The 13,074-nt window shown below is 40.4% G+C and carries 11 protein-coding genes; 5 read left to right on the top strand and 6 right to left on the bottom strand.

Annotated features, from left to right (window positions below):
• Positions 1 to 99: 99 nt before the first annotated feature.
• A complete protein-coding gene (locus tag AAC000_RS15690; protein ID WP_339723894.1) occupies positions 100 to 1,275 on the bottom strand; it encodes a mandelate racemase/muconate lactonizing enzyme family protein in 1,176 nt (391 codons plus the stop codon).
• Positions 1,276 to 1,324: 49 nt separating this feature from the next.
• Positions 1,325 to 2,092: a class II aldolase/adducin family protein gene (locus AAC000_RS15685; protein WP_339723892.1), complete on the bottom strand. Its 768-nt coding sequence runs from the start codon at positions 2,090 to 2,092 to the stop codon at positions 1,325 to 1,327.
• A gap of 148 nt (positions 2,093 to 2,240) precedes the next feature.
• Here AAC000_RS15685 and AAC000_RS15680 point away from each other — a divergent pair, with 148 nt between their 5' ends.
• Positions 2,241 to 3,335 (top strand): Gfo/Idh/MocA family oxidoreductase, encoded by a 1,095-nt coding sequence (locus AAC000_RS15680; RefSeq protein ID WP_339723890.1) that lies wholly within the window; start codon positions 2,241 to 2,243, stop codon positions 3,333 to 3,335.
• Positions 3,336 to 3,341: 6 nt separating this feature from the next.
• Here the strand turns inward: AAC000_RS15680 and AAC000_RS15675 are convergent, their stop codons facing one another.
• Positions 3,342 to 4,169: a phytanoyl-CoA dioxygenase family protein gene (locus AAC000_RS15675; protein WP_339723888.1), complete on the bottom strand. Its 828-nt coding sequence runs from the start codon at positions 4,167 to 4,169 to the stop codon at positions 3,342 to 3,344.
• Positions 4,170 to 4,539: 370 nt separating this feature from the next.
• Here AAC000_RS15675 and AAC000_RS15670 point away from each other — a divergent pair, with 370 nt between their 5' ends.
• On the top strand, positions 4,540 to 5,232 hold the full coding sequence (locus AAC000_RS15670) for a hypothetical protein (RefSeq protein WP_339723886.1): 693 nt from the start codon (positions 4,540 to 4,542) through the stop codon (positions 5,230 to 5,232).
• Between the two features lie 190 nt (positions 5,233 to 5,422).
• Positions 5,423 to 6,958 carry a serine carboxypeptidase gene (locus AAC000_RS15665; protein ID WP_339723885.1) on the top strand — a complete coding sequence of 512 codons (1,536 nt, stop codon included), beginning with the start codon at positions 5,423 to 5,425 and terminating at the stop codon, positions 6,956 to 6,958.
• A gap of 37 nt (positions 6,959 to 6,995) precedes the next feature.
• Here AAC000_RS15665 and AAC000_RS15660 read toward each other — a convergent pair whose 3' ends face one another.
• Positions 6,996 to 7,550 carry an NUDIX hydrolase gene (locus tag AAC000_RS15660; RefSeq protein ID WP_339723883.1) on the bottom strand — a complete coding sequence of 185 codons (555 nt, stop codon included), beginning with the start codon at positions 7,548 to 7,550 and terminating at the stop codon, positions 6,996 to 6,998.
• Between the two features lie 258 nt (positions 7,551 to 7,808).
• Between AAC000_RS15660 and AAC000_RS15655 the strand changes: the two genes are divergently transcribed.
• Positions 7,809 to 8,201 (top strand): NIPSNAP family protein, encoded by a 393-nt coding sequence (locus tag AAC000_RS15655; protein WP_339723882.1) that lies wholly within the window; start codon positions 7,809 to 7,811, stop codon positions 8,199 to 8,201.
• 112 nt (positions 8,202 to 8,313) lie between these two features.
• Here AAC000_RS15655 and AAC000_RS15650 read toward each other — a convergent pair whose 3' ends face one another.
• The gene (locus tag AAC000_RS15650) at positions 8,314 to 9,951 is read right to left on the bottom strand and encodes a methyl-accepting chemotaxis protein (protein ID WP_339723881.1); all 1,638 of its coding nucleotides are present in this window, start codon (positions 9,949 to 9,951) and stop codon (positions 8,314 to 8,316) included.
• Between the two features lie 310 nt (positions 9,952 to 10,261).
• Here AAC000_RS15650 and AAC000_RS15645 point away from each other — a divergent pair, with 310 nt between their 5' ends.
• Positions 10,262 to 12,139 (top strand): diguanylate cyclase, encoded by a 1,878-nt coding sequence (locus AAC000_RS15645; RefSeq protein ID WP_339723880.1) that lies wholly within the window; start codon positions 10,262 to 10,264, stop codon positions 12,137 to 12,139.
• Between the two features lie 180 nt (positions 12,140 to 12,319).
• Here AAC000_RS15645 and AAC000_RS15640 read toward each other — a convergent pair whose 3' ends face one another.
• Complete coding sequence (locus tag AAC000_RS15640; protein ID WP_339723879.1) at positions 12,320 to 13,048, bottom strand: hypothetical protein; 729 nt, start codon at positions 13,046 to 13,048, stop codon at positions 12,320 to 12,322.
• Positions 13,049 to 13,074 lie beyond the last annotated feature (26 nt).

Genomic DNA, 13,074 nt, shown 5'->3' with positions numbered 1-13,074 from the left:
TCTAGCCGGAAATGCGGCTGTCGCGAGTGACACCAGTACCCATAGTGAACGCCATTATCACTAAATGCCCCCTACTCTTCCTAAGCTTCAAACCTCACCCTATTTCACTTCCATATGCGGTGAGCGATAAACCACTTCGTCGTTCAATTCAATGCCTATTCCCGGCGCTTCTGATACTTCAAAAAAACCGTTAACGGGTTGTGGATCTTGAATACATAGTTCGCGATTCCAGTCTTTAATGGCATAAGTATGATGCTCATGAATTAAAAAATTAGGGATAGCGGTTTCTAAATGCAAACTGGCTGCAGTGGCGACAGGCCCGCCGCACACATGGGCTTGAATACGAATGTCGTAGACATCGGCGTAATCACAGACTTTTTTGGTTTCGGTAAATCCGCCGCATAAGCCTACATCGGGTTGCAATACATCAATGCTTTGATCTTCAAAGTAAGGGCGCACATCCCAGCGGTGATAAAGTCGTTCGCCACCAGCAATAGGTACGCGTACGTTTTCAGCGACTTTTTTATGCACCGCTGAATTCAAGTAGTTCACTGGCTCTTCGTACATCATGCAGCCTACTTCTTCTACCAATTCTCCCATTTGAATCGCTGAAGCCGCGCCCATTAATGAGTGTGACTCAAAGATAATGTCTACATCTGAACCCACTGCACTGCGGATAGCACGTAAACGGTCTCCGAATAATCGCATTTGAGGTTTAGTGAACAATTTGGTTCGATCAAAAGATGAATTACCATCGCTGTCATAGACTATGGGATCGACTTTTACCGCATCATATCCTTCGGCCACTGCCTTTAATGCTGCTTCTGCGTATTGCTCAGGTTGAGTCAACTTAGTGCATTCTTTATCCCAATCGAACTGTAATTGGCTAGCGTAGGTTCGCAATTTTCCGTTGGTTTTACCGCCTAAAAGCTGATAAACGGGCACACCAAATACTTTACCTTTAATGTCCCACAGCGCAGTATCGATGGCACTCATAGCAGCATACAACACTGGACCACCGCCCAATCCCCAGAAGCTTTCACGTAGCATACGCGACCATAACAATTCGGTATTCATGGGGTTAAAACCAATTAACATAGCTTCGGCAATTTCTTTAATCATATGGGCTGCCGCGCTATGACCTAAATCATAAGCGAGGCCTGCTTCACCTACGCCAGAAACGCCTTCATCAGTATGAATACGAATAAACACAGGATTCCAAGGCGGACGTTTGGGGCAATGAATGTCGAAAATTTCAACACGGTTAATTTTCATGTTTTTTCCTATTTTTAATAATCTTTAACTAGCAATTCCACTGAACACCCTATTCACAAAATGAGGGATCCAATTTGTAAGCCTTTCTTAACATAGCAGGCCAAGCTTTTTGACCACCGGTTTCACCGCTATGCACAATATTTGCTTGAGCATAGATACCGTCAACAATCTCTTGGGGGATTTCAATTACACCTTGACCACTTTGCATCAATTCCATTTGAATTTCGCAGGCTCGTTGTAAATCATAAAAACGCATAAACGCATCTCCTACTGTGGGACCTAAAGTGAGACCACCGTGATTATGCAGCAACATGTGATTGCTTTGGCCAAGATCAGCTTGCAAACGCGCCTTTTCATCCTCATCCACCGCCAATCCTTCGTAACCGTGATAACTTAATGACGACAACGAAAACATTGCATATTGACTCCAAGGCTTTAACCCACCTTGCACCGTCGCCACAGTAATAGTGGCTTTAGTATGTAAATGAATCACACATTGGGCGTCATGACGTACTTCGTGGATGGCACTGTGGATTGTAAAACCTGCAGGGTTAATCTGATAAGGCGAACCATCTAATACCTTGCCTGACAGATCCACTTTGACTAAATTAGAAGCGGTCACTTCATCAAAGGTTAAACCAAAGGCATTCACTAAATAATGGTCTGTGTGCGGCACTCTTGCCGATAAATGGGTATAGATTAAATCTCCCCAACCATGAGCGGCCACCAGCCGATAACAGGCCGCTAAATCCACTCGAGCTTGCCACTCTTGCGGTGACACCTGATCTTTTAAACTGAAATTTTCTAATTGATACACTGGTCTTTTACTCGGGTTCATAAAATAGCAGGGTTATATAATTTGACCCAAATACTACATTAAATAACACTGATAACTGAAACAAAACATAGGGCATAAGGATATTTCATATGCTCTAAAGTTAACCTCAACAAATAAAGGTAGGGCCATGTCTAAATTATCACGTAGACACTTTCTGCAAATTGCAGCTTCGGGGATAGCCACGAGTTTATCGACTAGCTTGGCCTTTAATGCCCATAGTCAACCCAAAAAGAAGCTAGGAGTTGCACTTGTTGGCTTAGGTTATTACAGCAAAGAATTGTTGGCTCCAGCATTAGAGCTCACTCAACATTGTGAATTGCGCGGCATTGTCACCGGCTCTCCAAGCAAAATTCCCCAATGGCAGCAACGTTATTCAATCCCAGACAAAAACGTGTACTCCTACGACAACATGCACGAAATCGCCAACAACCCAGATATAGACGCCATTTATATTGTTGTACCTACAGCATTACACCTTAAATATTGTGAGATAGCAGCTAATGCGGGTAAACATGTTTGGTGTGAAAAACCCATGGCAATGACCACCCAACAGTGCCAACAAATTATCGATGTATGCAATAAAAACAAAGTGCAGCTTACTGTGGGTTATCGCATGCAACATGAACCTAACACTCGCACATTGATGGAGTTTAAGCATTCACCCCCCTATGGAAAAATACAAAGTATTCTCAGCCAAGCAGGCTATGCAGGTAATGGCATGGCAGCCGAAAATTGGCGAATGAAAAAGGCAATGGGTGGAGGCGCCATGTATGATATGGGTGTATACCCACTTAATGGCGCTAGATTTTTAACTGGTCTTGAGCCAATAGCAATTTCAGCAAGGCATGATAAATCTCATCCACAGATATTTAAAGAAGTAGACGAAACCACCTATTTTACCCTTGAGTTTCCTGAAGGATTAATGGCTGAGTGTGCCACCAGTATGGTGAAGGGCTTTAACCAAATTAAACTAGATTGTGAAAAAGGTTGGTATCAATTAAGCCCGATGTCGGAATATAGTGGGGTAACTGGTTTAACAAGTGACGGAAGACATTTCCCCCCCATTAAAGGTCTACAACAAGCGATCCAAATGGATGACGATGCACTGGCCATTTTAAATAAAGGACCCATACTGGTGCCAGGAGAAGAAGGCCTGCGAGATATTCATGTAGTGCAGGCCGCCTTTGAATCAGCGGCCAGTGGTAAACGTGTATTGCTTTAACAAAAACTAAAGTTGGCTTGGCTCTGCTTGCAGCCAATTTTCTTTTGCGTATTGAGTATTGGCACATGTGATATGCAAGGTAAACGCATGACGCGATTTATCAGATAGGTTAGGCGCACTAAAGTGTGGTAACAGTCCATTAAAGACAACTAACGTGCCCTTTTTCACCTCTAAAGATTTAGCACTGTCATCATCAGGCCAAGGCATATCATGAAGGACTTTTAATTCGGTACTGTCGTCTGGAAAACGTAAAAATTGCTCTTTTAATGGAATAGGCTCCCCACCCGATTGCACCTGTAAACACCCATTTTTTATGGTGGCATCTTCCACTGCAAGCCAAAACGTCACAACAGAAAGTGGTGTTGATAAAAAGTAGCTCGCATCTTGATGCCAACGTATTACACCGCCAATTTTAGGCTGTTTAAATATGTACATAGATTGGTGAATCTGTGGTTTAACAAGTCCTAAATCTAATGCAATATCTTTGATTTTTTGGCTATGACTAAACGCTATAAATTCCGGTACTAGACGATGCAGGGCATGACCGATTTTATTGATACTCAAAGACTTTTCTTGTTTTAGCTCACCTTTATCATCAAAGGCATCTTCTTCAAAAAAACACCGTACTTTATCGCCAGAGGATAAAAAGTAATCATCTCGTGTTTTGCTATGATCTTCGGTAGAAAAAACAGAGCGGGTAGAGTTAGGGTCAAAGTCTGCGACTATTTTATTCGCTGAGTTTTTTAACACACTCATCTGCTCGGCAGAAAAGCACTGGTCTAGAACCAAATAGCCGTTTTTTTGGTAAGATTTTTTTTGTTCTGTTGTAAGCATTAAAGGTCTCGAACTACTAAGAGGTAAAATATAACAAGCTAAGCAAGATGTCCTAAGTAACAAATAAATTCAAGTAACTTTGTTCTTAAGCCACATATCCTTAATCCACAGAACTCAGTGAACAATAAACCGCTATTAGGGTAAACTTGTAATAGGTTGCCTGTAGTTGAAACCATGTAATTAACCAATTATTTGCTAATTTAACTAACTTTTTGCAGTTTACTTGCGACTAACTATTAGCAAAAAACAAACATAAGCATAGTTATCAGACACTTACATAAATGGCACATGTTCTGCTTACACGACTAAATAAGCCAAACATAACCATGTTCAAAAACAACAATTCACACATTACATACTAAGGGCAACTATGACACTCTCTAAATTAACCACCGCAGCATTACTTACCGCGTTAACCCTAAGCACATCGGGCTGCATCATCCATGTAGGCGGACACGATAAAAATGACAGAGATGATGTTGAATACAGCAGTGTATTTGGCGGCGTAGATATTGGCGAAAACCAAAGTGTCAGTGACCTTTCATCCGTTAATGGCAATATCACCATTGAAGATAACGCTAGTGCTCGAGACGTTGATGCAGTAAATGGCAATATTGAAATAGGTAATAACGTGCAGGTACATGAGTTATCAACGGTTAATGGCGATATCAAAGCGCAAACCTATTTATCTGTTAAACGTGATGTAACTACTGTTAATGGCAATATTTCCCTTGGCGCTGATTCTATGGTGGGTAAAGATGTAGCCACTGTTAATGGTGACATTTACCTAACCCAAACTTTCGTAAGCGATGACATCAAAACCAAAAATGGCAGTATCACCCTAACTGATGGCTCAGTGGTAGGAGGCGATATAGAGTTTGAATCTCAGGATAACGGAGGTTGGTGGAGTGAAAAAGCCCGTGAACATAATCCACCTACCCTAACAATAGATGCATCATCTGATGTAAAAGGCAAAATTATTCTACGCCAAGTTGTGGTGTTAGAAATTGAAAACCCTGCTTTATTAGATAGGGTTGAACGTCGCTACAAAGAACAAGAATAATTCACTTATTAAACCGCGAAAGGTACTCTTAAAAGTTCATTGAAAGTACATTTCGCGCCCCCTTCTCGATGAATTTTTGATACGAGCCACTCTTTACAACAGTGACCATTGGGGTGGCTATATTACTAATTTTCTTCCAAATAATAGTGTTGTAGTATAAAACTTCAGCAACTACCTTGGGTTAATTTTCATGAAGTTTAAAGGTTCTTTCATAAACGTATTTCTTAGTATTTATATTTTGTTTAGTGGTGTTGCTTATTCTGTAGACAAAGCAGCTACAAAACCTGAAGTAACCCCAATACCCAAAGCCCGTCAATTTATTACCGAGCATAAAGGCCGCTTCAATGACCAGAATATTAGCTATACAGCGACAGCAGGGGAAACCTACCTAAAAGATAAAAATGGCAAAGAAACAGCCAGTATTTTTACCTTCGCTTACACCAAAAATGAAAAAAAACAACAGAATCGCCCTGTTACTTTTATTTGGAATGGTGGTCCCGGTTCAGCGTCAACATGGTTACATATGGGGGCTTTTGGACCTAAAAGGGTCAAAGTACCAAGCGATGCACAGTTTCCAGGCACGCCACCTTACCCTATATTAGACACACCTGAGTCGATACTCGATGTATCTGATCTGGTATTCATTGACCCGGTAGGCACCGGGTTTTCTAGGGCCTTGGGTGAACATAAAGGTAAAGAATTCTGGGGGTTACAACAAGATGCGGCGTCAATGGCTGAATTTATCAGAACTTGGATAACAGCCAATGGTCGTTGGAATTCACCACGCTTCTTACTCGGCGAAAGTTACGGAACAACTCGCGCTGCAGCAGTGGCCAAAATTTTGGAAAAAGACTTATCAATTAGCTTAAATGGCATTATTTTTGTTTCTCAGGCCTTGGATTATCAGGGTTCAACCCCCTATGTAAAAGATAATATCATTTCCCATATCACCTATTTACCGACCATGGCTGCAGCAGCGGTTTATCATGACAAAATCAAGCCAAAACCTGAAAATTTAGAAAGTTTTCTTTCCCAAGCACGACTATTTGCCACTGATGAATTAATGCCTGCATTATTCAAAGGCAATACCCTTGATGCAAGAACAAAAACCCATATCCGAGATAGATTAGCCTATTTTACGGGGCTGACACCTAGTTACATAGATAGAGCTCAATTACGTATTCAAGGATTTCATTTTGCAAAAGAACTTTTACGGGACAAAGGGTTGACCATTGGATTGTTAGATGCACGATACACAGTGGATGAAGTTGACGATTTAAATTCCACTCCCGACCATGACGCTGGGGGGGCTATTGCACCGGCATTTAATGCCGCACTAATGAGCTATATTCGCAGTGACTTAGGCGTCACTTGGGATCGCACCTATTTAGCACCGGCAGATGATGAATTATCTGATCAATGGAGTTGGCGGACTGCCCCACCCAATTCAGCTTGGGAACCAACATATGTCAATACCGCCCATGATTTATCAAAAGCGTTACGTATTAACCCAGCACTTAAAGTGATGGTTGCCTCAGGTTATTATGATTTAGTGACACCTTTTTTTGACGCAGAATATACCTTAAATCGTCATGGCATTAAGGCAGAGCAAATCCAATACCACTACTATCAAGGAGGTCATGCGATGTATGTAAACGAAACAGCAAGGGTAGATTTACTTAAAGACACTCGATTATTCATTCAACAACAAACTAGGCGAAATTAATTTATTACAGGGCCATTAAACGAACTTAATGTAATGACTATTCTGTTAATTCCCCTACTCCAATCAACCTTTCAACAATATATTTTAATAAATAGGTTTCTCGTTCAATCGAGAGACCTTTTTTATCGCTATTCACCATTACGTCTTCATTGTGAACGATAGCCTCATGAATATTTACCCACAATGGTTTCATACCATTATTCACTTCATGTGATTCAAAGGCTGTGTCGCCCAACTCATCGTCAATTTCACACAGATAACAATAAGAAATCATATGAATAATATCTGCATCATCTTTATACCAAGGACGATATTCATCATAACGAGCAAAGGCTTGAATATTACGTACCCCTTGTGCTCCGGTTTCTTCTTGGAGCTCTCGAATTAAGCCAGCAATTGCGTCCTCATTGTCATCAATTCCTCCTCCTGGGAGACTGTAATCGTGATAACGCTGGGTATACAGCAATAAAATATCCTCCCCCTTCACCACAATAGCCCGCGAAGCGCGACGCTCAATTCGTTTTAGCTCACTAGTAGGAGAAATATCCACAGCAGAGACATCAGGGTGAAAAGCTGTTTTGAGAAGTTGCATTAGAGATTACCTAAATTGCCAAGGAGAATTTTACCCTTATTGCAGCCAACAAACTTTCAAATTGAAAAGGCAGTTGCTAAAAGATAAAGGCAAGAATTGCCATAGTCGCCGCTATTATAAAACACAATACTGGTGACACAACTAATTCGCTAACACTTGTATTTTGCTTTGCCTTGCGACAAAGTGCTGAACAACTTAAGCTCCCTTAAAAAAAAGGTCATACTTTCTATGTCAAAACACTATCGGGTTAGCGTTTCTATGAAGTGCATTTTACTTTGCTCATTTTTGTTGGCTACCACTACCCAAGCTGCCAGCCCTCAGAAAGTATATGAGCTACGTACTTACCATACTAACCTAGGCAAACTGCCTGCATTACAAAAACGATTTCGTGAGCATACTCACAGCATATTTGAACGTCTCAATATGAAAGTAGTGGCCTATTGGATACCTACCACCTCCCCCGAGTCTAGTAATACCCTAATCTATATTCTCGAGCATGACAGTGAAGAGGACGCAAAACAGAAGTGGCAAACCTTTATCACTGATCCAACCTGGGTAAAAGCCTACCAAGCGTCCATAAAAGACGGCGCCTTGGTAGACAGTATTGATGTGGTGTTTATGCAAACCACTGATTTTTCGCCTGTCTTGTAGGGCCGTACTCCCTAGCAATTTTGATTGGGTTAGCGGATCACGTTAACCCAATCAAACAGTAATGCCCTATCACGACTGTTCATTCTCAAGTTATAACACCTACAAAATAGACCTAAATGTGTTTCAGTTTAAAACCCTTGATTGATGATGCAATGCTGCCGTAGATGTTGGTTAATACATTAGACGCTTGCTGCATGACTTGTGTTTCCAGCTGAGATTTAGCGCTTTGTATGTCAAGCTCTTCCAAAAATAAGTTAATCTGCTCAGTCTGCTGCTTTTGTACCTGCATTTCTTTTTCTATCATCAAATTAAGGTTGCTGATTTGATTAAACGCAGCATGTAATTTATCCACAAATTCCTGGGATTTTTTTGCTTGATTTAAACTAATTTCAGCTTGTTCTTTACCTTGACTCATGGCCGTTACAGCCTTGTCTGCTTCACTTTGCAACTTGGCAATATTTTGCGAAATTTGCTGAGTCGACAATTGTGTTTTGGTTGCTAAGGTACGAACTTCATCAGCTACTACAGCAAAACCTCGCCCTGTTTCTCCCGCCCTAGCAGCCTCAATCGCAGCATTTAACGCCAACAAATTAGTCTGTTCAGCAATGCCGTTGATCACATTTACGACATTGCCAATATTATCTGAGTCATTTTTTAAATCAGCAATAATATCTGAAGCATAGTGAGTCGCCTCAAGCATACCTTGACTGGTTTTAACATTATCATCGAACATAAGCTGACCTTTGTCAGCCAGATCATTTGACTCAGAAACAAAGATATTGGCTTGGTGAATTGCATCATTCACCGAATCATTCGATTGTGTCATTTCATGCATAGTGGTACTAAGTTTTTTAGTTTCGTCAATTTGTAAAGCTAATCCATGTGTTACCTTTCCAAAGGCAAGCATCAAATCTTCTATTGTTGTTCCCAGCGTTTTCACGTCTCCACTGATACCACTTAGCGCATTACTCAAGCCATCCTGTATTGAGCTGAAGTTACTGGAAACCTGTCCAATTTGGTCGTAAGTGGTACTCTGTATCGCTCCAGTAAAATCCCCTTGCGCTATTTTTTTAGAAACACGATTAACACGGTTCAGAGGTGTCAAAACTCGCGTATCTAAAAACCAAGTAATCAGTGCCATAGTGAATAAGATGGCCAAAAAAACCACAATAATAGTAATTGTAAACGCCGCCGAACCACGCTCATTCATAACCACCTTTTTTGTGTCTATCTGAGTATTTATGGCCATAACAGCTTGATTCAAATTATTGGTGGGCGCTCGGTCTATGCCCTTTACGCTGGCATCTGCGAGTTCAATATCCATTCCTGCAGCAACAAAGGCTTCATAACCTTTACGATAAGCAGCCAACATAGGAGGATAACTATCCGCAAAAAGTTGAATTTGTTGATAGCCGGGTTGTTGCTTAGGCATAGTGGTAAGTAGATAGTGATATTTTTCTTGAATCAACTCTGCATGTTTGTTGAAACTGCCCCAATATTTAGTCAATTGTTTAGGCTTTTTTCCTCTAATCAGAGTGTTTTTCCATTCTTGCACTTGGGTCTTAAACAACACATTGAGCTCACCCACTTCAGTCATATAGTGCACATCTTGATTGATGGTATAACTATAATCTTCGATTACCGCTCGTAACGAATAAAATCCAATATAAAATGCAACAACCAACAGCAACAATGATGAACAAAGCAACAGCAACAGCTTGTTTCTTATGTTATGGCGTATTATTTTCAAACTCTAACTCCTAAGACTGTTATGGCGCGAACCGCGCGAAGTATGAAGCCCGTAAATGACATATTTATTACAGTTACAATCTATCTCGCCACTTTTGACCAACAAAGTCATAATTGACTGTTTTTTACACTGATTTTAAGTTTGTAAAAGGAATTGCTTCAAATAGTCAAAGTCGTTTTAATACTGATTTTTTATAGGTGTCTGAATAGGTTGATTTTTCAACCCATTATCGGCGTTTAGTGGTAGTATTATTGAGTTGCCTTAAACACTTATAACTGGCTTGGACTTTTACAATTTGAGGGCGTTTTTTTTGCTAAGATGTTTGATTTTATTTAGTTGGCTTGCGTTTTCTGTTGTTCAGGCACAACAAACTCAATTAATGGAATTTTCAGAGCCCTACGCAAGCTATGCAAAAACCTTGGTTAATCAGCCTCAAGAAATAGTCGATACGTTAACAAATAAGACGCCAAACACAGACCAATCCGATCTTGTTCAAGCTCAATACCATTTTATTCTGGCTAGGGCGCACTACAACCTAGCGTACCCGCAAAAGTCATTGAATCATGCACAATCTGCTTTAGGTTATATAACCGAAAAAGAGCAAGCTTGGCTGTACCACAATTGTAAAATTGTCGAATCTGACGCACTTGAACTCATAGGAAAACCCATGCAGGCAATGGCAGGAGTCAATGCCGCGTTAACCTGGGCTAAGCACAATCAGCAGCCAAAAATGCATCTGCAAGCCTTGTATTCTAGAGCCACCATTCTGACCAGTTTACCTGATTACGTGGCTGCACTTAACGACTTTCAACAAGCTTATTCTCTCGCCAGTACTAACCCTGAAGAGCTGAGCAAGGCCCATGTTGCCGCAATGTTGGCACAAGTTTACGAATATCGGCGCGAATACAGTTTAGCTATTCCCTTTTATGAAGAGGCTGTAGCGGCACATCGTTTACACAGTGCTGATTTAAATCTCAGTATTGCCTTGTTTGGCTTAGGTAAGGCTAATCGCAATATCGGCAAGATTGAGCTCGGTAAAGCACAATTGCAAGAATCGGCAGACCTGGCTGAAAAAATCGATGACATCCAAGGGGTGGGTTATGCTCTTAAAGAGTTAGCCGTGATAGATATGCTTGCAAAAGAGTATGTGGAAGCCGAAATAAAACTAACCAAGGCGGCTAAAATTTTTGCACAAGCAGACAATCCGCAAATGAACTTTATCTTTATGATGTTATTAACAGAACTGGCACTTGAGACCAACGAAACTGAAAAAGCGGAACGTTATTTACAGCACGCCAAAAACCTACTAAATCGCGATGCTATGGCTATTCATAATGTCGCCTTTGATGTTCTTGAGGCGAAGTTGCTGTATGAGCAAGGCCATTATAAGGCGGCTTATGACGATCTAAAACAAGCCTTTGAAAACCACAAGGAAGAACAAAATGCTGAAAGTACAGGGCAACTACATCAGCTTAGGTCACGTTTTGAAATACAATTAGCACAGCATGAAAATCAGGTATTGTCACAAGAAAATGCCTTACAACAATTACAGCTAAGCAATAAAAAAACACTCAATAGGCAGCTAGTCATGAGCACCGCCTTTGCCACTATAATCTGCGCTCTACTGGGTATTATTGTATTTCGAAATAAGGTGCATAAACGCAACCTAATAAAACTAGCCACCCGAGACGAATTAACCGGATTGTATAATCGTCGCCACGCTTTAACTTTATTAGAACAGCAGATATCACTTGCCAAAAGGTATGGCACTAACCTGTGTATTGCCATGTTAGATCTAGATTTTTTCAAAGAAATTAATGATTCTTATGGTCACGTGGCTGGTGATAAAGTGTTGCGGGAATTTGCCAATTTAGGTAAAAGAAACCTGCGTGAATCAGATGTAATAGGACGTATTGGTGGTGAAGAATTTTTATTGATCCTCAGCCATACGACTAGCAAAGATGCCTTTAACGTATTAGATAGTCTGCGTAAAAAAATGTCAGAGATCAGCAAGAAGGCAGGGATCCCTGAGACCAAGGTGACACTATCTGTCGGAATCGCTCAATTTGAAAAAAATGACAGTTTAGAAGACTTTATATTATTAGCAGATAATGCCCTATACCAAGCCAAAAATAACGGCCGTGATCGAGTTGTTGTAGGCGAGCGCAATCACACATCTCAAGACTAGTTCTCACCTGAATACTAGCGAGACTTCTTTATAATCGGTTCTGCGGCAAATGACAGAGAGACTCCCCTATTCAACATATAAAAATGGGCCTTAAATAACAAGCGCTTTATTTCCTATATCAAAGCACTAACGGCCCCTCTTTAATAAGCAAAAAGAAACATATAAATAAGTTTATGTTAATTATTGATTGGGGCGATTTTTATGTAATGCCCGCCAAAACGAGGAAACTTGTTCTTCATTCTGTTGGTAATAGTCTAAATTCATTGGCGCATATAAACTTTTCTTCATAATAGAACCAGAGGTTATCCGTAATTTGTCTGCATTGTCACCAACTTGCAATAACTCCCTAGCGATATCTCTAGCTATCACAAAACCATCTAATCGTTCATTTTCAATCAATTTTAATGCGGTATCTAAGTCTGTATTAAATGGACTTAACAAGTTTTGTTGCTCTAAAAATTGATAGCTTATATAACCAAAGGGGGCACTTAACCCCACCTTTTTCATGGCTCGATAAACCTCAATATTGAGAGATTGGTCTTTATGAAACATGCTTTGATTTTTTAGTGACTCTGTATCAAAGACCCCATTCTTTTTAACAATAATGGGGTACTCAAATTGAAGTATAAAGTTGGATTCATTTGGAAAGGCAAACTCTAATTGTCGCTCAGGTGTTTTAATCATTAGTAGCAGGCCATGAAGCTCTCCACTTTTAACTAATAATTGGCAACGTAACCAAGGAAGTCGCACAAGTTGTACTGTTAATCCAACTTGCTGGGCAGATCGTAATACTGTACTAAGCAAGCTTTCATAAAGATTTGTTTCATCCTGATTTTCAATACATAAGACTATTTTATTGTTCGCTTGCAAAGAAAAACTGACACTAAAAAGCAAAATATACACAAGCATTCGGAATTTAGTCCGTTGAAATAAGA

Origin of the sequence: uncultured Paraglaciecola sp., assembly GCF_963977085.1 — a bacterium.
Lineage (GTDB): Bacteria > Pseudomonadota > Gammaproteobacteria > Enterobacterales > Alteromonadaceae > Paraglaciecola.
This window is presented reverse-complemented; position numbering and strand designations above follow the sequence as displayed.

Bases quoted from the DNA above. Each gene is read 5' to 3' on its own strand.
- AAC000_RS15665 (WP_339723885.1), top strand. From the start codon at position 5,423: ATGAAGTTTAAAGGTTCTTTCATAAACGTATTTCTTAGTATTTATATT.
- AAC000_RS15660 (WP_339723883.1), bottom strand. From the start codon at position 7,550: ATGCAACTTCTCAAAACAGCTTTTCACCCTGATGTCTCTGCTGTGGAT.
- AAC000_RS15655 (WP_339723882.1), top strand. From the start codon at position 7,809: ATGAAGTGCATTTTACTTTGCTCATTTTTGTTGGCTACCACTACCCAA.
- AAC000_RS15690 (WP_339723894.1), bottom strand. From the start codon at position 1,275: ATGAAAATTAACCGTGTTGAAATTTTCGACATTCATTGCCCCAAACGT.
- AAC000_RS15680 (WP_339723890.1), top strand. From the start codon at position 2,241: ATGTCTAAATTATCACGTAGACACTTTCTGCAAATTGCAGCTTCGGGG.
- AAC000_RS15670 (WP_339723886.1), top strand. From the start codon at position 4,540: ATGACACTCTCTAAATTAACCACCGCAGCATTACTTACCGCGTTAACC.
- AAC000_RS15675 (WP_339723888.1), bottom strand. From the start codon at position 4,169: ATGCTTACAACAGAACAAAAAAAATCTTACCAAAAAAACGGCTATTTG.
- AAC000_RS15640 (WP_339723879.1), bottom strand. From the start codon at position 13,048: ATGCTTGTGTATATTTTGCTTTTTAGTGTCAGTTTTTCTTTGCAAGCG.